The following is an 18,711-nucleotide window of genomic DNA, read 5'->3' as shown; positions in this document are numbered from 1 at the left end:
ACCGTTGATCAGCCACTTCGAGGAAGATCACCATCGAAAGGTGGGGGGCCGGGCGTCATTTGTCCCGAACGGCGGTTTTGCCTGATCAGGGCTTCTTGATGTGGTTGATCGCCGCGGCCGCCACCTTGGTCGCCATGCCGCATGGGTCTGAGAAGGAAGGGTGATGGTCGGTCAGGCGCGGGATAACGGTGTAGACCAGGTCATCTCGAACACCGACGGCGAGAGTGCAGTTTCCTTCGCCCTCGCCGCCGTTGGCGAAGATCACTGCTGGGTACCCGTTGATCGGATCGACCGGTTTAAAGGTGGTCAGGCCGGAAGTTGCGTTCTGTGCATAGAGGGCGCTCAGACCGTCCTTGTTTCCAGTGACAAGTCCGGCGCTGACGGTGTTAGGCGATTCTTGGAAGACCCAGACGCAGTTGTTTCCCATGGTCAAATCATCAAGGCGGGAGTTCTTGACCTTGCCGCCGATCGCCTCGATCTCGGCCGTCGGGATGGCGCTGCACGGATCCGCCTCGACGCTCGCGGTCGCGGCGATCGGGTCTGTCACTGCCGGCGCTCCATCGGACGGAAGTCGCGCCGAGGACGGTGCGCTGGTCGTCGCGGTGCCGGTCACCTGCGCGCCGCAACCACCGGTCAAAAGTGATGCTGCCGCTGCCAAGAGCAAGAAACGCTTCATCTCGTGCCTCCCCGCACGGGCCGCGAAGGGCGCGACCTACCCGTAGCCCACCACCGACTCCGCTGAGTGACCGTAGCAGCGAACCGCCGCCCCAACGCCGGATCCGGTCAAGATCACCAACGCCCAAAGAAAGACCCTGGTCCGGAACCCGGGGTGGCCGTTCTGCCGTCGTAGTCCTGTGGCAGGTTCCGGTCTACTGTCCTGGGCCACTTGCGAATCCCGTGCGTGATCGGCTTCGCTGGTGGCCGAGGAACGACGGGGGAGGGAAGCGAGACGATGCCGGGTTTTCGGCGCAACAACGGGCCGCGCGATCCGGGGGAAGGTGACCAGAACGGCGACACGTCCCTGCCGCCGCTCGACCCGTTCGATCCCAACCCCGACAAGCGGTACGAGGTCCCGGCGTCCGAGCTGATGAAGCCGGGGACGACGGGGCTGCTCCGGTGGCGTCGTCAGGCGACCAACGCGCCGATCGTGCAGGTCGAGGACGCGTACATCACCGGGACGTTGGATCTGCGCGCGGCCGACATCAAGTATCTGTTCCGGTTCGAGCGGTGCCGGTTCGAGCATCCGCCGGACGTCCGTGAGGCGCATCTGCTCGGGCTTGTGTTCCGCAAGTGCTGGCTGCCCGGGCTCAAGGCGCGCAATCTCCGTACCCGCAACGACGTCCGCCTGATCCGCAGTGTCGTGCACGTCGACGCCGAGCACGAGATCGAGGAGACCACGGTCCAGCGCGGCGACGATCGCGAGCGCGGGATGCCGAACGCGGCGGTCAACCTCACCGACGCGGTCATCGAGGGTTCGGTCGTGTTGACCCGCACGGTGATCACCCATCCGCGCGGCAAGGCGATCCAGGCCGACCGGGTCAACATCGTGGGCGCGCTGCTGGCGTATCGGTTGGTGGCTAACGGAGAAGTCCGCCTCCCGGGGATGCGGGCCGGCGGTAATGTCAACTTCTCCGGCGCGACGCTGAACAACCGGGACGGCTTCGCGCTCAACGGGAACGGGATCCACATCGGCGGCAGCCTGCTGTGCGAGGTGGACAACTACGGGCCCGCTGCGCAGCGGAAACGCTTCTCCGCCAGTGGGATCATGTTCCTGCCGAGCGCCACTGTGGACAGTGACATCATTTTCCGCGAGGCCAAGCTCTCGGTGAACCAGTCCGGGCCGATCGTCGTCGACGCGTGGAAGTCGAACGATCCGTACATCGATCCGCGGCCGGCGCTGGTCGCGGATCGATGTACGGTCAACGGAAACCTCGAGCTCAGCGACGGTATGCAGGTGACCGGGACGTTGCGGATGGTCAACGCCCGGATCGGTGGTTCGCTGCGGTTGGCGGGCGCGGAGGTCCAGGTCGTCCGCGGGCAGAGCATTCCCTACTACGACCGCGCGATCCATCTCGACGGGACCACCATCGGCGGCGATCTCGAGGCGACGAGCCTGCGCGTGCCGTCCGGGCAGCTGCGCATGGCCGACATCACCGTCGGCGGCAACGTGCTGGCGTGGAACTCGATGTTCCTGCACCCGCGCCGTGACGTCTTTTCCGCGCGGCGCGCCAAGATCGCGGGCAACTTCCAGCTCACCGACGCGACCGTCCAGGGCACCTTGCGGTTGCAGGGCGCCGAGGTCGGCGGCAGCGTGAACCTCTTCGGCACGAGCCTGACCGAGCCCGGCGCGCGCACGCGCACCAGTTACTCGCTGGACGTCCGCACCGCGCGGATCGGCCGGGATCTGATCCTCACCGAGAACAAGGAGCGTCCGTTCGTCGCGCAGGGCGGGGTCAACCTCGACGGCGCGCAGGTCGCGCGGCGCGTCGACTTCCGCGGCGCGCGGCTCGGTTCCCTTCCGCAGCACGGGATCGCGCTCGACGGCAGTGACGTTTCGGCCGACGAGTTCCTGCTCACGCCCGCCACTCCGCCGGACGGCCGGATCGTGTTGCGGCGTGCGCATTGCGGGACGATGGGCGACAACGAGGCGTTCTGGGCGTCGGCGACGGGGATCGAGCTGGAGGATTTCCGGTACGACGCACTGCAAGAGGACATCGCGCTCGACGACGACCGGGCGATCGACCATCGGATCGTGTTGCTGCGCAAGGCGATGGACGGTTACCGCCCGGGACCGTACGACCAGCTGGCGGCGACGCTGCGCGCGTCCGGTAATGAAGAGCACGCGTCCACGGTGCTGCTGAAGAAGCAGCAGTTCCGGTACGAAGCGCTCGCGAAGGGCTTCAAGTTCTTCGGTCCAGGCGTGCACGTGTGGAGCTGGTTGCAGCGGTCGATGGTCGGTTACGGCTTCCGTCCGGTGCGCGCGCTCGGCTGGCTGCTGACGCTGCTCGTGCTGGGCAGTCTGTGGTTCGGGCTCGGCGTCGACGACTGCATCACGAATCCGAAGCTCACGGTGAGCGGGCCGCGGTGCCTGGTCAACCAGGACGACACCGGGCTGCAGTGGAACCCGGTGCTCTACACGATCGACCTCCTGGTGCCGATCGTCGACTTCGGCAACAAGTCGCGCTGGTACATGCACGGGATGGACAACTGGGTCGCGGCCGGGTTCACCGCCTCGGGCTGGGTGCTGGCGACGACGGTGGCGGCCGGGATAAGCCGCATGCTCCGCCGCGACAACTGAGGGTATTTCACATACCCTCAGTACGGAGGTATGTCATGACGGAGCCCAGCGCCACCGGCAAGATCGCGATCGCCGCCCCGCCCGAGAAGGTGTACGCCCTGGTCAGCGACCCGGGCGCGCTCGCGGGCATGGCCGAAGAGTACGAGGTGCATCGTTGGGTGGGTGCGGCGAAGGAGCCCGCCGTCGGCGCCAAGTTCCGCGGCCGCAATCGTCACGGGATCCGTCGTTGGAGCACCCTTTCGACGATCACCGACGCCGACGAGGGCAAGCGGTTCGCGTTCGAGGTGACCACCGTCGCCGGACTCCCCGTGGCGCGCTGGCAGTACGACATCGAGTCCACCGGCGACGGTTGCGTGGCCGTCGAAAGCACGTGGGACCGGCGGCCGGGCTGGCTACGCGGGCCGACGTCGCTGTTCACCGGGGTCTGGAAGCGGGACGACGCCAACCGGGCGAACATCGCGGCGACGCTGGCCCGGTTGAAGGCCACCGCCGAGTCCTGACCCATCTCACGGCGAACCCCGGATCCAGGGCGACGCACCGCGGTGAACGCCCTGGCCCCGTTCACTCCACGAACCGCGACCAGAACTCGATGTGCCGCGGCCCGCCCGCCGGTGGCGGGCCCAAGGGCTGGTCGCAGAAGTCGTGCCACAGGTATCCCCGCAGGTCGTAGCCGTAATAGACGATGTCGGTCTGATACACCGACAGCACCGGATATCCCGTGCTCCCGGCGATCCCGGGCAGATACCGGTGCCCGCAGACGGGCACGAGCTGAGGGGCACGCGCCAGCCGCGAGCGGGCTCGCGAAAGCGCGTCGTCGAGGTCGATCGGGCGCATGCCCCAGCCGGGCAGCCAGAAGCCGTTGTGTTCGACGTCGTAAAGCACCCCGTCGACCGGCCAGTCCAGGCGTTTCCGCAGCTGGTCGGGGTTGCCGCAACGCCAGTCCGGCCAGCGGTCGCCGATCGGCACCCCGGCGGACAGGAACGTGCGGTGATCGGCGGCGAACCGGAAGCCGAAACGGGCTTCGACGTCGTCGAGCTCGGCCTCGCTCAACCCGGGACGCACGGGTTCGGCCAAGCTCGCCTGGAGGTCGTGTGCCTCCTCGATGGTGAAGGCGTGCTCAACAGTGGACATGTGTTCGAGCCTAAATTGCGTACCGCGCGGGCGCCTTCTCTTTTAACGCCACGCCCTCATCACCCACATGAGGCTCCTCCCCCGGGGTGAGCTCGCCCTCTCAACGCCTGGACCTCGGAACAGAGCGGCCATCGGTGTAGTTCACTCATGTCGTGACTTCCCCACGAACGCAGTCCCGCGTGCGGGCGCCCGAGCTCGCCGGTGACGTGTGGCTCAACACCGGCGGCGAGCGGATCACGCTCGCCGGGCTGCGCGGCCGTGTCGTCCTGCTGGACTTCTGGACCAGCGGCTGCGTCAACTGCCTGCATGTGCTGGACGAGCTGCGGCCGCTGGAGGCCGAGTTCGCCGACGTCCTGGTGACCATCGGCGTGCATTCGCCGAAGTTCCTGCACGAGGGCGAGGCGGCCGCGATCGAGGCCGCCGTGCGGCGCTACGAGGTGCACCATCCGGTGCTGAACGACCCGAAGATGACCACCTGGTCGCAGTACGCGGTCAAGGCGTGGCCGACGCTGGTCGTCGTCGACCCCGAGGGGTATGTCGTCCACGTCGCCGCCGGTGAGGGGCATGCCGAGGCGTTGCGCCGGGTGATCGCCGATCTCGTCGCGACCCACGAGGCCAAGGGCACTCTGCGCCGCGGCGGCAGCCCGTACGTGCCCGCCGAGGAGCAGCGCACCGAGCTGCGCTTCCCGAGCAAGGCCGTCACCACCGCCGAAGGCCGCATCCTGGTCGCCGACACCGGCAACCACTCCATCGTCGAGTTCGCGTCCGACGGCGAGACGATCATCCGCCGCTTCGGCAGCGGTGAGCGCGGCGCGCAGGATGGTCCGTTCGATCTGGCGAGTTTCACCGAGCCGGCCGGAATCACCCTTTTGCCGTACGAGGTCGCCGAGCGCGCGGGTTACCACGCGGTCGTCGCCGACACGGCAGGTCACCGGCTGCGCGGTATCGACCTGATCACCGGTGAGGTCTCCACGGTGGCCGGCACCGGCCGCCAGTGGCGCGACGGCGTCGACACCGGCAAGGCGCTCGACATCGACCTCACCAGCCCTTGGGATGTCGCCTGGTGGGGTCCCGCGGGCGGCGTCGTGGTGGCCATGGCGGGCAACCACACGCTGAGCGTGTTCGAGCCGGTCTCGGGCTCCATCCGCCGCTTCGCCGGTACGACCGTCGAGGGCCTGCGTGACGGCGACGTCCACGAGGCGTTCTTCGCGCAGACGTCCGGTCTCACGCCCCACGGGCAGAAGCTGTGGCTCGCGGACGCGGAGACGTCGGCGCTGCGCTGGATCGAGCCCGACGGCGAGACGTTCACCGTGCACACCGCGGTCGGTGTCGACCTGTTCTCCTTCGGTCACGTCGACGGCCCCGCGGACAAGGCGCTCCTGCAGCATCCGCTCGGCCTCGCCGTGCTGCCCGGCGACACCATCGCGATCGCCGACACCTACAACGGCGCCGTCCGCCGCTACGACCCCCTCACCCGCCAGGTGACCACGCTCGCGTCCGGTCTCGCGGAGCCGTCCGGTCTGCTGGTGCACGACGGCGAACTGCTGGTCGTCGAGTCCGCGGGCGGCCGGATCGGGCCGGTGCCGCTCGGTGAGCAGGCCGTGGCAGGGGCCGCGCACGCGGTCCGCCGCCCGCCGACCGTGCTGGCGCCGGGCCGGCTGGAGTTCTCCGTCGTCTTCACTCCGCCTCCCGGCGAGAAGCTCGACGACCGTTACGGGCCCTCGACACGGCTGGAGATCAGCGCGTCGCCGCCGGAACTGCTCGCCGACGGCGCGGGCGTGGGCACGGACCTGTTCCGCAAGCTCCGCTTCGCCGAAGGAGTCACCGCGGGCGTCTTGCAGGTCGTCGCGCAGGCCGCGAGCTGTGATGACGGCGGCGAACACCCGGCCTGCCGCATCACCCGGCAGGACTGGGGCGTGCCCGTGCGGTTCGAAACCGGTGGAGAAAGCGTGCTGAGCCTGGTCATGGCCGGCGATCCGGGTAAGTAGAGTCGTACTCGTGTCAGACGGGCCGAAACTCGAGATTCAGATGCTGCAGGACAGGGTGCTCGTGAAGCTGTCCCCCGAGGACGGAGAGCGCCGGAGTTCCGGCGGGATCGTCATCCCCGCCACCGCGCAGGTCGCGCGGCGGCTCGCCTGGGGTGATGTACTGGGCGTTGGCAACAGTGTGCGCAACGTGAAGACCGGCGATCGGGTGCTGTTCAACCCGGATGACCAGCACGAGGTCGAGATCCAGGGTGAGGGGCACCTGGTGATGCGGGAGCGGGACATCCACGCCGTGGCGACCGAACGGACCGAACACGGCACGGGGTTGTACCTGTAGCTCGAGCCGCGGGAGGGGTGGTGAGGGAAGGTGCGCGATGACCACGAGGAGCCGGGCACCGATCTGTTCACCGACGACCTCCTGCCCCCCGCGGACACCGACGAAGACCTGGTCGACGAGCTCTTCGAGGGCGACAGGGTGGCCCTGCCGCCACCGACACCCGCGTCGAAGTTCCGCCGGGGCCTCGGCAAGGCCCTCATGGTCACCGGGGTCCTCATGGGCCTGTTCGTGCTCGTGTACGCGGTCGATCTCATCGTCAGCGCCGGGGACGTCCCGCGCGGCGTCACGGTCGCCGGGATCGACGTCGGCGGCCTGACGCACAAAGAGGCGGAGTCGAAGCTGCGCCGTGAGCTGGAACCGAGGCTGATCGAGCCGGTCCGCGTCCGGGCGGGAGACGTCCGCACGGTGCTGTACCCGACGTCGTCCGGCCTCGGCCTGGATTGGCCGCAGACGCTGGGCCGCGCCGGCCACCAGCCGCTGAGCCCGTACACGCGGGTGATGTCGTTCTTCACCAGTCGTGAGGTCGGCGTCGTCACCTGGACCGACGCGCCGAAGCTCGAAAAGACCGTCTCGGATCTCGCCGCCGCGCAGCTGAACCGTCCGCCGATCGAAGGGAACATCACCTTCCGGTCCGTCGAGGGCACCGACGGCGGAGTCGTTCCGGCGGCGGTCGAACCGCGGGCCGGTCAGTCGCTCGCCGACGTCAAAGCGGCGGTCGCCGCGGTCATCGACGGTTGGCTGAGCGACGACGGCGTGGAGTTGAAGGTGAACGTCTCGCCGGTGAAGGCGACTTCGCCGGGGGTGCACGCGGCGCTCGCCAAGATCGTCGTCCCGGCGGTCGCGAAGCCGCTCGTGATCCGCGGCGAAGGCAAGGACGCGACGCTGAAACCGGACACGATCGCGGGGGCGTTCCAGTTCGCCGCGCGCGACGACGGCAACCTCGAAGTCCGGATCGACCAGGGGAAACTGCGGGCCGCGGCGCAGCCGCAGCTCAAGGAGACCGAGACCGACGGGGCGAACGCCCAGATCGTCTTCGTCGGCGACAGGCCGGCCGTCCAGCCGTCGAAGGACGCGCGGAAGGTCAACTGGGGCCTCACGTTCTCCGCGCTGACCTCGACGCTCGCCAAAAGCCAGGACAGGGAGCTGAAAGCGGTCTACGACGCCAGCAGCCCGGCCGTCAGCACCGACGCGGCGAACGTCCTCGGGATCAACGAGGTCATCGGCGAGTTCACCACGTCGGGCCTGAGCGGACCGGCGATGACGAACGTGCAGGCGCTGGCCGCCAGGGTCTCCGGCGCCATCGTGAAGCCGAACGAGACGTTCAGCCTCGGTGCGCGATCCGGGCCGAGGACGGCGGAAGCGGGCTACGTCCCCGCCCCGGTGAACGAGGACGGCACCGGCCCGGTGGTGGTCGGCGGCGGCGTTTCACAGCTCGCGACGACGCTCTACAACGCCGCGTACCTGGCAGGCATGGCCGACGGCGGACATCTGGAGCACGACCACTACCTCGACCGTTATCCGGTCGCGCGAGACGTGAAGGCGATCGACGACAACGGTTCACCGGTCGAGATGCAGATCGTCAACGACGCCCCGACCGGGGTCGCGATCCAGGTGCTCCCCGCCAACGGCTCGGTGACGGTGCGGATCTGGGGCACGAAACGGTTTTCCGTACAGAGCGTCGGCGGCGAACGGCACTCCTTCGTCCCGCAGCCGGTGCAGGCCGGTTCGGGTCCCGGCTGTGTGCCGGATCCCGGCGCGGCCGGTTTCAGCACCTCGGACACGCGGGTGCTGGTCGACGTCGTCACCGGCACGGAGGTCCGCCGGGAGACCCGCAACGCGACCTACTCGCCGCGCGCCACCGTCATCTGCGCCTGAGCGGTAAGGCGACGTGGCGCGTTGCGAAAGCCACTTTCGCAACCTTCAACGTTGCGAAAGTGGCTTTCGCAACGACGCGGAGGCGGGGTCGTGCGGTATGGGGGCTCGTCACCGCAGCACCATGCAGCCGCGGGCTTCGAAGTCCGCGAGCCACGACGGTTCCCGGAGTTCCTTGTTCCATCGCAGATCCAGTTTGTCCAATTTGGGCAACTGGGCGATCGACTCCGGCAGCGAGGTGAGCTTGTTCTCGCGCAGGTCCAGCTGACGCAACTCGCTCAGCTCCCCGATGGAGGGCGGCAACGCCGTCAGCCGGTTGCGCCGCAGATGCAGCTCGCGTAACGCGGACAGTGTCCCGATCGACTCCGGCAGTGCGGTCAACCCGTTGCCGTACAAGCGAAATTCGCGCAACGAAGCCAGCCCGGAGAGGTCGTCCGGGAGGGTGGAGATGCGATTGTCCGTACACCCCAGGTATTTCAGCCGTCCGAGCGAGCACAGCGCGACGGGGAACTCGGTCAGCCGGTTGTCGCTCACGTAGAGGTATTCCGTCAGCCCCGAAAGCTCGCCGAGTTCGTCCGGCAGGGTCGAAAGCTCGTTGTGCCCCAGATCGAGCGTGTGCAGATTCCGCAGGCCGCCGATCGACGGCGAGATGGCGGTCAGCCGGTTGGTCGCCAGATTCAGCACGCGTAGCCCGGAAAGCGACCACAGCTCGTCGGGAACCGATGTCAGCCGGTTGTCGTACAGATCCAGGTATTCGAGCGAGGTCGGAAAGGGAAGTCCGCGCAGGGAGGTCAGCCCCTGGCCACTGAGTTCGAGCCGAGTGGTCACAGGGGCCGACCGTAGGCGATGGACCGGTGGGCTCAGGTCACGGCCCGGTGCCCGCCGCCGCCCTTGATCTTCGCGTAGATCGCCGCCGCGCCGATCACGCCGACGATGGCCGCGCCGACCTGGAAGGCGTGCCGGATCCAGTCGATGCCCGCGGTGTCGCGGACCCCGAACACCCCGGCCAGCCAATTGCCGATGAACGCGGCGATGATGCCGACGATGATCGTCAGCCACATCGGGATCTTCTGATCGCCCGGTGCGATCATCCGACCGATGACACCGAGGATCAGGCCGACCACGATCGTGGTGATGATGCCCCAAAGGCCACCCAACATGGTTCCTCCTTAGCTGGATATCGATGAGCCCACGGTGACACCGATTCGGGCTCGTCGCGCCTCAAGACCCCTTACCGGGTGACACTGCGGCGTCCGTAGAGGTTCGCGGCCAGGGTGACCCCGAGACCGGCGATGACGATCTGGGTGATGAGTTCGAGCCAGTCGAAGCCCTTCGTGTCCGCGTAGCCGAGTCCACGGGCGATCGCCGTACCGACGAAGGCGGCGGCGATACCGACGATGATGGTCAACCAGATCGGGATTGACTGCTTGCCGGGTGCGAAGAACCTGCCGAGCACCCCGAGGATCAAACCGACCACGATCGCCGTGATGATGCCGGTGACTGTCATTGAGACTCCTTTGCCGAGGTCTCCGCCCGGAGGCGGACTCAGCACGGTGATGCCCGCCCGAAACCCCCTCGAAACCAGAAAGGCCCTCTCCACGAGGGAGAGGGCCTTTCGTCACGAAACCGTTTAGAACGCGGCTTCGGAGATCTCCATGAGGCTGTTGTCCGCGGCCTCGACGATCGCGCGGCGCGCGGTCAGTTCCGGCAGCACGCTCTTCGCGAAGAACGACGCCACGGCGAGCTTGCCCTCGTAGAACGGGGTGTCCTTCGCCGACGCGCCCGCGTCGAGCTTGCCGATGGCGACCTCGGCGTGCTTGATGAGCTGCCAGCCGATGAGCAGGTCGCCGACCGACATCAGCAGGCGGACCGTGTGCTGGCCGACCTTGTTGATGTTCTGCGGGTCTTCCTGCGACGAGGTCAGGTAGCCGATCAGCGAGCCGAGCATGCCCTGGGTGTCCTCGAGCGCCTGCTTGAGCAGACCGCGCTCGTTCTTGAGCCGCCCGTTGCCGATCTCCGACTCGATGGTCTTCGTGATCTCCCCGGCGACGTAGGCCAGCGAAGCACCCTTGTCGCGGACGATCTTGCGGAAGAAGAAGTCCAGCGACTGGATGGCCGTGGTGCCTTCGTACAGCGAGTCGATCTTCGCGTCACGGATGTACTGCTCGATCGGGTAGTCCTGCAGGAAGCCGGACCCGCCGAGGGTCTGCAGCGACTGCACGAGCTGCTCGGTCGCACGCTCGGAACCGACTCCCTTGACGATCGGGAGCAGCAGGTCGTTGACGCCGTGCGCGACCTTCAGCGACGCCTCGTCGCCCTCGCCGGTCCAAACCTGGTCCTGGAAGGTCGCCGTGTAGAGGTACACCGCGCGCAGGCCTTCGGCGTACGCCTTCTGCAGCATCAGCGAACGGCGGACGTCCGGGTGGTTGGTGATCGTGACGCGCGGCGCCGCCTTGTTCAGCATGTTCGGCAGGTCGGCGCCCTGGACGCGCTCCTTGGCGTACTCGAGCGCGTTGAGGTAACCGGTCGACAGCGTCGCGATGGCCTTCGTCCCGACCATCATGCGGGCGTACTCGATGACCTGGAACATCTGCGCGATGCCGTCGTGCACCTCGCCGAGCAGCCAGCCCTTGGCGGGGGTGCCGTGCTGGCCGAAGGTCAGCTCGCAGGTGGTGGAGGCCTTGATGCCCATCTTGTGCTCGACGTTGGTGACGAAGGCGCCGTTGCGCTCGCCCAGCTCACCGGTCTCACTGTCGAAGTGGAACTTCGGCACGAGGAAGAGCGAAAGGCCCTTGGTGCCGGGCCTGGTCTCGATGCCGGGGCCCTCGGGACGGGCCAGCACCAGGTGCATGATGTTCTCGACCATGTCGTTCTCGGCCGAGGTGATGAACCGCTTCACGCCGTCGATGTGCCAGGAGCCGTCCTCCTGCTTGACGGCCTTGGCGCGACCGGCGCCGACGTCGGAACCGGCGTCGGGCTCGGTGAGCACCATCGTGGCGCCCCAGCCGCGGTCGATCATGATCTGCGCCCAGCGCTTCTGCTCGGCGGTGCCGTTCTTGTCGACGATGCCGGCGAAGTTCGGACCCGCCATGTACATGAACAGCGGCGCGTTGGCGCCGAGGATCAGCTCGGCCGCGGCCCACTGCACGGTCGGGGGCAGGCCGAAGCCGCCCAGCTCGTTCGGCAGGCCCAGCCGCCACCATTCGCCGTCCATCAGCGCCTGGTAGCTCTTCTTGAACGACTCGGGGATCTTCACCGAGAAGGTCTTCGGGTCGTACACCGGCGGGTTGCGGTCCGCGTCGGCGTACGAATCGGCGAGGGGACCGGAAGCCAGCTTGTTCAGCTCGGTCAGCACGCCGCGGGCGGTCTCCTCGTCGGACTCCGCGAGGACGCCCTTTCCGAGGCGGTCCTGCACGCCGAGTACCTCGAAGAGGTTGAACTCCAGGTCTCGGACGTTGCTCTTGTAGTGGCCCATGTCGTCACTCCAATGTGTTCGGCTCCCCGGCCGGGCACATGTTCCCTACTCGCCGGTAACATCAGGATATTACCTGTGGGTAACCGGCGGCAAGTGAATGGCCACTGTTGTGATGTGTAAATCAGCAATATGGGGGTCTCAGCGTCCGTCGACCGCGATAGCGGAGCCTACGGCCGGGCGGGTTCAGCGGGTCGACGGCGCGATCGAAGTGGCCGGGGTCGTATCGGCCGGGGTGTGCGCGTCGTCGGGGGTGGCGATCAGGATGCCGGAGCGGAACGCGATGGTCACCGCGTGCGTCCGGTCCCTGGCCGAAAGCTTGCGCAGGATGCTCTTGACGTGGGTCCGCACGGTTTCCACGGACAGGAACAGGATCTTCGCGATCCCGGAGTTCTCCAGCCCTTCGGCGACCAGTTGCAGGACCTGGTACTCGCGGCGGGACAGCGGCATCAGGCCGCGCGCGGCCGCGGGCTTGGGGGCGTCGCCCGGCTTCGGGAGCACGGGCTGGCGTTTCGGCCGGGCGGTCAGTGCCGCCAGCGTCGGGTCGATGTACCGGCGGTCGCTGTGCGCGCGCCGGATCGCCTCGGTCAGATGCCGTCCGTCGGTCGCCCTCGGCACGATCGCGTGCACGCCGGCCGCGATCGCCGCGGCGAGGTATTGCTGCGTGCGGTTGCTGTCTCTGACCAGCGTGATGATGACCAGCGCCGGATCGCCGCCGCTGAGCAGCCGGGACAGATGGCAGTTCGGGTCGAGCGCCGAATCCAGCACGATGACGTCCGGTTTGAGCTGCTCGCACAGCTGGAGCGCGGCGTGGTGGCTCGACGCGTGCCCGAGCCACTGCAACCCCGGCGTGCGGTGGACCAGCGAACTCAGTCCCTCGCAGAAGACCGGGATCGGATCGACGGCGGCCACGCCGAGGCCTCGGCCGCCTGGTGACAGGCCACCAGGCCTCCCGGCCTGCGTTCGGTTCGGCTCGATGCTTCGCATCACGGACCCCTCCGTTTTCCTGCCCGCCATCTCCGGACGAGAGGACTCGAAAGCCCATTCGGTGACCACCGCCCCCCGGCGTGGTCACCCTCGTCAACCGGTCCCCCCTGCGGGACCGGACAGAGATGACACCTCGTAACTATTACGAGTCAGCAGGTCGGTGCACGTGACGCGATATCCCCCTCATAGATGTATCGACTCGTCGCAGCAAACTCTGCGTATCAGCTGGTCGTGGATCTCTGCCTCGAACGAGCGTGACGAGGGTAGATCTTGGCGTGTTCGCTACTCAGAGTGGACTTCGGGGCACCGTGCTTGATCAAAGAGCCGGCCGAACTCGTCCCCGAGCGCCGCGGGCGTCCAATGCGCGTTCAGCCCGCTCGGATTGGGCAGTACCCAGACCCGCGCCCCGCCGATCTCGGCGTCCTGCGGGCCGACCTTCGCCTTCGGCAAGCCGAACGCGGCCCGGAACGCCGTGATCCCCACGACGGCCAGCCAGCGTGGCCGGTATTCGGCGACCCTCGCCACGAGAAGCCGTCCGCCTTCGCGGAACTCGTCCGGAGTCAGCTCGTCGGCCCGCGCCGTCGTCCGCGCGACGACGTTGGTGATGCCGAGGCCGAGTTCGAGCAACTCCTCCTGCTCGCTGGGGTCGAGCAGGCGCGGGGTGAAACCGCCGCGGTACAGCGCGGGCCAGAACCGGTTCCCCGGCCTGGCGAAGTGCAGGCCGAGCGCGCCGGAGTAGAGACCGGGGTTGATCCCGCAGAACAGCACGTCCAGATCCGGTGCGATGACGTCGTCGATGGTCCTGCCGTAGGCGGCGGCCAGCTCGTCCTTGGTCGGTTTCGTCCTCACCCGGCCAGTTTCCGGCACGCTGGCGGGTATGGGCGAAGGGGCGTTCACGGTCGACGGCTGTCCGGTGGAGGCGTACCGGCTGCTGCCGCCCGCCGGCGAGCCCGGGATCGTGCACGAGACGGTCGCGGAGGGCGCCTCGATCCTGGAGCTCGGCAGCGGCGTCGGGCGGGTCACGCACGCGCTGCTGGACCTGGGGCATCCGGTGGTCGCGGTGGACGATTCACCGGAGATGCTCGCCCATGTCCGCGCCGAAAAGGTGTGTTCGAAGATCGAGGAGCTGCGGCTCGATCGGGTCTTCGACGTGGTGCTGCTCGGCAGCCATCTGGTCAACACCGCCGCCGACGCCGATCGCGCGGCCTTCCTGGCCACCGCCCGCGCGCATCTCGCGCCCGGTGGGCGGGTGCTCGTCGAGTGGCATCCGCCGGAGTGGTTCGAGTCGGTCCGCGACGCGCGGGGCGGCAGGCTCGGCGAGGTCGACGTCCGGCTCGAACAGGTCGTCCACCAGGGAGATCTGCTGTCGGCGGTCGTTCGATACTCGGCCGGGGGCCGCTCGTGGACGCAGGCCTTCACCTGCCGCCGGCTGGAACTCCCGGCACTGGAGGCCGCGCTCGCCGAGGCCGGGCTGGTCTTCGAGCGCTGGTGCACCGGAGGCCGGACGTGGTTCGCGGCCGTCCCCGCGTGATCCACGGCACCCACTTTCGTCGCAAGGGGTGGCCAAGTCACCACGACGTGCGTACTGTTTGTGATCTCGCACACAAGGTCGTATTCGAGGAGGCGTCTTGCAGTTCTCGCTCATCCTCGGCGTGGTCGCGTTGATCTTCGTGGTGGCGACCGTGCTGGTGATCGCGGAAGACCGGCGGTCCGCGCGGCGCGCGGCCCAGCGACGGCAGGCGAGGCTAGCGGATCTGGGCGAGGTCGACTCGCTCGCGGCGCGGAAGCTGAAGCTCGACCGTTGACGGAGCGGGCTTCCGCACGAGGCTGAGCAGCAGCGCCCCGGCGATCCAGCCGAGCATCGCGCCGCCGGTGTTGTTGAGCAGATCGTCGACGTCGAAGATCCGGTACACGTAGGGCGCGGTGCCGAAGTTCGCGGTGAGCTGCGTGATCTCGATCAGCAGCGAAGCGACGAGACCGATCAGCGTCGTGCCGATGAGGCCGCGCTTCCAGAGCGTCCTGGCGAAGAACCCGAGCGGCACGAACAGCAGCACGTTCATGGTGGCCTGCTGGAAAGTCTGCGTGGTGAACCAGTCGGCGGCGGGCAGCCCGTGCTTGAGCAGTTCGGTGTGGATGTCGGCGATCCACTGGAACGGGTTCAGCTGCACGGTCTGGCTCAGCGGTTTGACGCCGGGACCGGGCATCGGCAGGAAGGTCACCGCCAGCGTCATGCTGCCGTAGAGCAGCACGGCGGCCATGGTCAGAACCGGACGAAGGCGCACCCGGCCGTGCCGCGAATGCAGGATGATCAGCTGCGGGATCAGCGCCGTCGCCCAGAGTGCGAAGAAGCCGATCAAGCCGTACTGCAGGGCGGTGACCTGTGCGTTCGTCATGCCGTTGACGTTATGGATCCGGCAGGCCCCGCCACTTCGGTCGAAGGGCCGCGACAGCCGGGACGGGATCGGCCGAGTGGCCGACCCCGATCTTGGCCGATCGGCGATATTCGTTCCGCGCTTCGCCCGCCGACATGGGAGTCTGCCCGGATGCTGCTCGTTCGACGGCTCACTCCCGCGGACCTCGACGTCTTCCGCGAGATCCGCCTGCGCGCCTTGATGGACACCCCCGAGAACTACGGCTCGATCGCCGCGGCCGAGCGGGCGCAGTCCGACGAGGAATGGCTCGCGAAGCTGGCGGGTGACGCCTGGTTCGCGGCGTTCGACGAAGACCGTCCGGTGGGCCTCGTCGCCGGGCGGGCGCGTGACGACGGCTGGATCCTCTATTCGATGTGGGTCGCGCCCGAAACGCGCGGTCGCGGGCTGGCCACGAAGCTGATGGATGAGGTGCGGTCGGCCGCCGAGGCCGACGGCGCGCGTGAAGTGTGGTTGCACGTCGCGGAGGACAACGACCGGGCGCGGCGGCTGTATTTGAAACTCGGGTTCATCGCGACGGGCGAACTGGAGCCGATGCCGAACGACGTCACCCGTCGGCGCGAACGCCTTTATTTACCTGTTACCGGAGGTAGCAGTAAATAGCTTAACCTCGCGGGATGGACAACGTCGTCTTCGACCGCGCGGGCAAGGGTGAGCCGTTGGTGCTGATCCACGGGGTCGGCCACCGGCGCCAAGCCTGGTCGCCCGTGCTCGGCCTGCTCACCCCGCACCGCGACGTCATCACCGTCGACCTGCCCGGCTTCGGCGAATCCGCACCGCACTCCGGCGGGTACGGCGTCGAGGCCGCTGTCGAGATGTTCGCGAAGTTCTTCGGCGAACTCGGCCTCGGCAAACCGCACGTCGCGGGCAACTCGCTCGGCGGCCTGCTCTCGCTCGCGCTCGGGGAAGCGGGTCTCGTCCGCAGCGTGACGGCGTTGTCCCCGGCCGGGTTGTGGACGCCGCGGCAGCAGCGATACGCGCTGAGCATGCTGCGCACCCACCGACTGCTGGCCGAGCGCATCCCCGAACGCACCGCCCGGCGCCTCGCCGCGACACCGGCGGGCCGGTCGATGCTGACCGGCATGATCGTCGGCCGCCCGGACCGGCTCACCACGCAGGTCGTGCTGGAGGACATCCGCGCGCTCGCCGGCTGCCCCGGCTTCCGGCCGACGCTGGCGCAGGCCCGCGGCGGCTTCCGGTTCGACGGCGTCGTCCAGGACGTCCCGGTGACCATCGCGTGGGCGGAACGCGATCGCATCCTCGCCCGTCCGAAGGCCGCCGAGCTGCGCCGCATCGCGCCGAAGGCCGAGCTGCTGGTGTTGCGCGGCTGCGGGCACGTGCCGATGAACGACGAGCCCGAGCTGGTGGCGCGGGTACTTCTGAACGGTTCACGCGCCATGTGACGTTTGCCTATCGTCCGACTATTTCCTCTGGTGATCGTCAAACTCGCCAGGCAGACTCCTCCGCCGTGCGCCCGATGGGGACGTTCGGGCGCGAATCGGAGGAAGAATGAAGCTCTCTACCCGGCTGGCCGTCGTCACCGGTGCCGCGCTGACCGCGCTGGCCGCCGTCGCCGCGCCCGCGTCCGCCGCGTCGGCGACCACCGACGTCCGGATCATCACGTTCAACGACCTGCACGGCAACCTCGAACCGCCGTCCGGTTCGAGCGGCAGGGTCACGCTGCCCGGCGGCGGGACCGTCAACGCGGGCGGTGCCGCCTACCTCGCGACGCACCTGAAGAAGCTCCGCGGCGAAGCGGCCAACTCGGTCGTCCTCTCGGCCGGTGACAGCATCGGCGCGTCGCCGGTGATCTCGGCGTTGTTCCACGACGAGCCGACCGTCGAACTGCTGAACCAGCTCGGCGTGCGGGCTTCCGTGGTCGGCAACCACGAATTCGACGAGGGGCTGAAGGAGCTCCGCCGGATGCAGCACGGCGGCTGCCACGAAACCGACGGCTGCCAGTTCCGGAAGTCCTTCAAGGGCGCGAACTTCCCCTTCCTCGGGTCCAATGTGTACTACGAGAACGGCATCCCGGCTTTGCTGCCGTTCAGCATCGAGTTCTCCGGCGGTGTCCCGATCGGCGTCATCGGCGCGACGCTGAAGGATCTGCCGCAGGTCGTCACCCCGGAGGCGATCAAGGGCCTGAAGTTCGGCGAAGAGGTCGAGGCGATCGACCGCACCGCGAAGCTGCTCGACCTCTTCGGCGTCAAGGCACAGGTCGTGCTGCTGCACCAGGGCGACAACTCCGAGACCGCCGGTCCGGACGAATGCAAGGTCAAGCCGGGCGCGGCGACCGCGATCGCGCGGCAGGTGACGTCCAAAGTGGACGCCATCTTCACCGGGCACAGCCACCAGCAGTACAACTGCGCGCTCGCCGACCCCGACGGCAAACCCCGCCCGGTGATCCAGGGCGCGTCGTTCGGCCGCCTGCTTTCGGTCGTCGACCTGAAGATCGACCGCCGGACCCGCGACGTCGTGCGTGACGAGACCAAGGCGCACAACCAGATCGTCACCCGCGACGTCACGCCCGACCGCGCCGTGCAGGACCTGATCGACGAGGCGAAGACCAAGGCCGCACCGATCGCGAACAAGGCCGTCGGCACGATCACCGCCGACCTGATCGCCAAGGGCGCGGCCTCCGGTGAGTCCCCGCTGGGCGACGTCATCGCCGACGCCCAGCTCGAGGCCACGCAGTCGAACGGCGCGCAGATCGCCATGACGAACCCGGGCGGCATCCGCACGGACTTCACCCACCTGTCCTCGCCCGCCGGCGAAGGCGACGGCGTGGTGACCTATGGCGAGGCGTTCGCCGTGCAACCGTTCGCGAACATCATGCAGACGATCACGCTCACCGGGGCGGATCTGAAGAACGTGCTCGAACAGCAGTGGCAGGCCAACGGTGTCGTGCGGATCCTGCAGATCTCGAAGTCGCTGAAGTACTCGTACTCGGCGTCGGCCGCCCAGGGCGCGCGTATCTCGAACCTGACGCTCAACGGCACGCCGATCGACCCGGCGGCGTCGTACCGCGTCTCGGTGAACAACTTCCTCGCCGCCGGCGGGGACGGCTTCACCGAGTTCACCAAGGGGACCAATCTTTCAGGTGGTCCGGTGGACCTGGACGCGCTGATCGCGTACTTCGGGGCGCACCCGGGCATCGCGCCGCCCGCCGCGGACCGGATCACCGTGCTGCCGTAGCTCCC

The 18,711-nt window shown here is 68.2% G+C and carries 19 protein-coding genes; 10 read left to right on the top strand and 9 right to left on the bottom strand.

Annotation, left to right across the window (positions count from 1 at the left end):
• Nucleotides 1-85: 85 nt before the first annotated feature.
• Entirely contained in the window at nucleotides 86-676 is a 591-nt protein-coding gene (locus tag DL990_RS02335) for a DUF3558 domain-containing protein (RefSeq protein WP_125797752.1), read from the bottom strand.
• 276 nt (nucleotides 677-952) lie between these two features.
• Here DL990_RS02335 and DL990_RS02330 point away from each other — a divergent pair, with 276 nt between their 5' ends.
• Nucleotides 953-3,298, top strand: coding sequence for an oxidoreductase (locus tag DL990_RS02330; RefSeq protein WP_125779865.1), 2,346 nt, complete (start codon nucleotides 953-955; stop codon nucleotides 3,296-3,298).
• Between the two features lie 35 nt (nucleotides 3,299-3,333).
• Nucleotides 3,334-3,798, top strand: coding sequence for an SRPBCC family protein (locus DL990_RS02325; protein ID WP_125797751.1), 465 nt, complete (start codon nucleotides 3,334-3,336; stop codon nucleotides 3,796-3,798).
• A gap of 61 nt (nucleotides 3,799-3,859) precedes the next feature.
• Here DL990_RS02325 and DL990_RS02320 read toward each other — a convergent pair whose 3' ends face one another.
• The gene (locus DL990_RS02320; RefSeq protein ID WP_125797750.1) at nucleotides 3,860-4,429 is read right to left on the bottom strand and encodes a hypothetical protein; all 570 of its coding nucleotides are present in this window, start codon (nucleotides 4,427-4,429) and stop codon (nucleotides 3,860-3,862) included.
• Between the two features lie 179 nt (nucleotides 4,430-4,608).
• On the opposite strand from DL990_RS02320, the gene DL990_RS02315 reads away from it, so the two are divergent.
• From DL990_RS02315 to DL990_RS02305, 3 genes are read left to right on the top strand one after another with little or no spacing between them, the layout of a single operon-like run.
• On the top strand, nucleotides 4,609-6,417 hold the full coding sequence (locus DL990_RS02315) for an NHL domain-containing thioredoxin family protein (protein WP_125797946.1): 1,809 nt from the start codon (nucleotides 4,609-4,611) through the stop codon (nucleotides 6,415-6,417).
• A gap of 40 nt (nucleotides 6,418-6,457) precedes the next feature.
• The gene (locus DL990_RS02310) at nucleotides 6,458-6,751 is read left to right on the top strand and encodes a co-chaperone GroES (protein ID WP_007032412.1); all 294 of its coding nucleotides are present in this window, start codon (nucleotides 6,458-6,460) and stop codon (nucleotides 6,749-6,751) included.
• Between the two features lie 30 nt (nucleotides 6,752-6,781).
• Nucleotides 6,782-8,626 carry a VanW family protein gene (locus tag DL990_RS02305; protein ID WP_125797749.1) on the top strand — a complete coding sequence of 615 codons (1,845 nt, stop codon included), beginning with the start codon at nucleotides 6,782-6,784 and terminating at the stop codon, nucleotides 8,624-8,626.
• Between the two features lie 108 nt (nucleotides 8,627-8,734).
• Here the strand turns inward: DL990_RS02305 and DL990_RS02300 are convergent, their stop codons facing one another.
• From DL990_RS02300 to mug, 6 genes are all read right to left on the bottom strand, one after another.
• Nucleotides 8,735-9,451: a leucine-rich repeat domain-containing protein gene (locus DL990_RS02300; RefSeq protein WP_125779857.1), complete on the bottom strand. Its 717-nt coding sequence runs from the start codon at nucleotides 9,449-9,451 to the stop codon at nucleotides 8,735-8,737.
• Between the two features lie 32 nt (nucleotides 9,452-9,483).
• Nucleotides 9,484-9,783 (bottom strand): GlsB/YeaQ/YmgE family stress response membrane protein, encoded by a 300-nt coding sequence (locus tag DL990_RS02295; protein WP_125779855.1) that lies wholly within the window; start codon nucleotides 9,781-9,783, stop codon nucleotides 9,484-9,486.
• Between the two features lie 71 nt (nucleotides 9,784-9,854).
• Nucleotides 9,855-10,130, bottom strand: coding sequence for a GlsB/YeaQ/YmgE family stress response membrane protein (locus DL990_RS02290; protein ID WP_125797748.1), 276 nt, complete (start codon nucleotides 10,128-10,130; stop codon nucleotides 9,855-9,857).
• A gap of 123 nt (nucleotides 10,131-10,253) precedes the next feature.
• A complete protein-coding gene (locus tag DL990_RS02285; RefSeq protein ID WP_125797747.1) occupies nucleotides 10,254-12,098 on the bottom strand; it encodes an acyl-CoA dehydrogenase in 1,845 nt (614 codons plus the stop codon).
• Between the two features lie 183 nt (nucleotides 12,099-12,281).
• Nucleotides 12,282-13,082, bottom strand: a complete 801-nt coding sequence (locus DL990_RS02280; protein ID WP_125779849.1) for a response regulator transcription factor — start codon at nucleotides 13,080-13,082, stop codon at nucleotides 12,282-12,284.
• 282 nt (nucleotides 13,083-13,364) lie between these two features.
• On the bottom strand, nucleotides 13,365-13,931 hold the full coding sequence (mug, locus tag DL990_RS02275) for a G/U mismatch-specific DNA glycosylase (RefSeq protein ID WP_125779847.1): 567 nt from the start codon (nucleotides 13,929-13,931) through the stop codon (nucleotides 13,365-13,367).
• Nucleotides 13,932-13,959: 28 nt separating this feature from the next.
• Here mug and DL990_RS02270 point away from each other — a divergent pair, with 28 nt between their 5' ends.
• Nucleotides 13,960-14,613 (top strand): bifunctional 2-polyprenyl-6-hydroxyphenol methylase/3-demethylubiquinol 3-O-methyltransferase UbiG, encoded by a 654-nt coding sequence (locus DL990_RS02270; RefSeq protein ID WP_125779845.1) that lies wholly within the window; start codon nucleotides 13,960-13,962, stop codon nucleotides 14,611-14,613.
• Nucleotides 14,614-14,710: 97 nt separating this feature from the next.
• Nucleotides 14,711-14,887 (top strand): hypothetical protein, encoded by a 177-nt coding sequence (locus DL990_RS41410; protein WP_199746188.1) that lies wholly within the window; start codon nucleotides 14,711-14,713, stop codon nucleotides 14,885-14,887.
• Here DL990_RS41410 and DL990_RS02265 read toward each other — a convergent pair.
• A complete protein-coding gene (locus tag DL990_RS02265) occupies nucleotides 14,828-15,475 on the bottom strand; it encodes a VanZ family protein (RefSeq protein WP_125797746.1) in 648 nt (215 codons plus the stop codon). The genes DL990_RS41410 and DL990_RS02265 overlap by 60 nt on opposite strands.
• A 150-nt stretch (nucleotides 15,476-15,625) precedes the next feature.
• Here DL990_RS02265 and DL990_RS02260 point away from each other — a divergent pair, with 150 nt between their 5' ends.
• The 3 genes from DL990_RS02260 (at nucleotide 15,626) to DL990_RS02250 (ending at nucleotide 18,706) form a co-directional block, all read left to right on the top strand.
• On the top strand, nucleotides 15,626-16,114 hold the full coding sequence (locus DL990_RS02260; RefSeq protein ID WP_125797745.1) for a GNAT family N-acetyltransferase: 489 nt from the start codon (nucleotides 15,626-15,628) through the stop codon (nucleotides 16,112-16,114).
• A 14-nt stretch (nucleotides 16,115-16,128) separates the two neighbouring features.
• Nucleotides 16,129-16,914: an alpha/beta fold hydrolase gene (locus DL990_RS02255; protein WP_125779840.1), complete on the top strand. Its 786-nt coding sequence runs from the start codon at nucleotides 16,129-16,131 to the stop codon at nucleotides 16,912-16,914.
• A gap of 106 nt (nucleotides 16,915-17,020) precedes the next feature.
• Entirely contained in the window at nucleotides 17,021-18,706 is a 1,686-nt protein-coding gene (locus tag DL990_RS02250; RefSeq protein WP_125797744.1) for a bifunctional UDP-sugar hydrolase/5'-nucleotidase, read from the top strand.
• The last annotated feature ends 5 nt before the right edge of the window (nucleotides 18,707-18,711 follow it).

The sequence above is a fragment of the Amycolatopsis sp. WAC 01416 genome (assembly GCF_003947485.1).
Classification (GTDB): domain Bacteria; phylum Actinomycetota; class Actinomycetes; order Mycobacteriales; family Pseudonocardiaceae; genus Amycolatopsis.
Note: the sequence above shows the minus strand (reverse complement) of the source record. Positions and strands in the feature narration are given on the sequence as shown.

Coding starts and splice junctions, on each gene's coding strand:
- DL990_RS02310 (WP_007032412.1), top strand. CDS start 6,458: ATGCTGCAGGACAGGGTGCTCGTGAAGCTGTCCCCCGAGGACGGAGAG.
- DL990_RS02290 (WP_125797748.1), bottom strand. CDS start 10,130: ATGACAGTCACCGGCATCATCACGGCGATCGTGGTCGGTTTGATCCTC.
- DL990_RS02255 (WP_125779840.1), top strand. CDS start 16,129: ATGGACAACGTCGTCTTCGACCGCGCGGGCAAGGGTGAGCCGTTGGTG.
- DL990_RS02285 (WP_125797747.1), bottom strand. CDS start 12,098: ATGGGCCACTACAAGAGCAACGTCCGAGACCTGGAGTTCAACCTCTTC.
- DL990_RS02250 (WP_125797744.1), top strand. CDS start 17,021: ATGAAGCTCTCTACCCGGCTGGCCGTCGTCACCGGTGCCGCGCTGACC.
- DL990_RS02320 (WP_125797750.1), bottom strand. CDS start 4,429: ATGTCCACTGTTGAGCACGCCTTCACCATCGAGGAGGCACACGACCTC.
- DL990_RS02280 (WP_125779849.1), bottom strand. CDS start 13,082: ATGCGAAGCATCGAGCCGAACCGAACGCAGGCCGGGAGGCCTGGTGGC.
- DL990_RS02335 (WP_125797752.1), bottom strand. CDS start 676: ATGAAGCGTTTCTTGCTCTTGGCAGCGGCAGCATCACTTTTGACCGGT.
- DL990_RS02265 (WP_125797746.1), bottom strand. CDS start 15,475: ATGACGAACGCACAGGTCACCGCCCTGCAGTACGGCTTGATCGGCTTC.
- DL990_RS02270 (WP_125779845.1), top strand. CDS start 13,960: ATGGGCGAAGGGGCGTTCACGGTCGACGGCTGTCCGGTGGAGGCGTAC.
- DL990_RS02295 (WP_125779855.1), bottom strand. CDS start 9,783: ATGTTGGGTGGCCTTTGGGGCATCATCACCACGATCGTGGTCGGCCTG.
- DL990_RS02325 (WP_125797751.1), top strand. CDS start 3,334: ATGACGGAGCCCAGCGCCACCGGCAAGATCGCGATCGCCGCCCCGCCC.
- DL990_RS02330 (WP_125779865.1), top strand. CDS start 953: ATGCCGGGTTTTCGGCGCAACAACGGGCCGCGCGATCCGGGGGAAGGT.
- DL990_RS02260 (WP_125797745.1), top strand. CDS start 15,626: ATGCTGCTCGTTCGACGGCTCACTCCCGCGGACCTCGACGTCTTCCGC.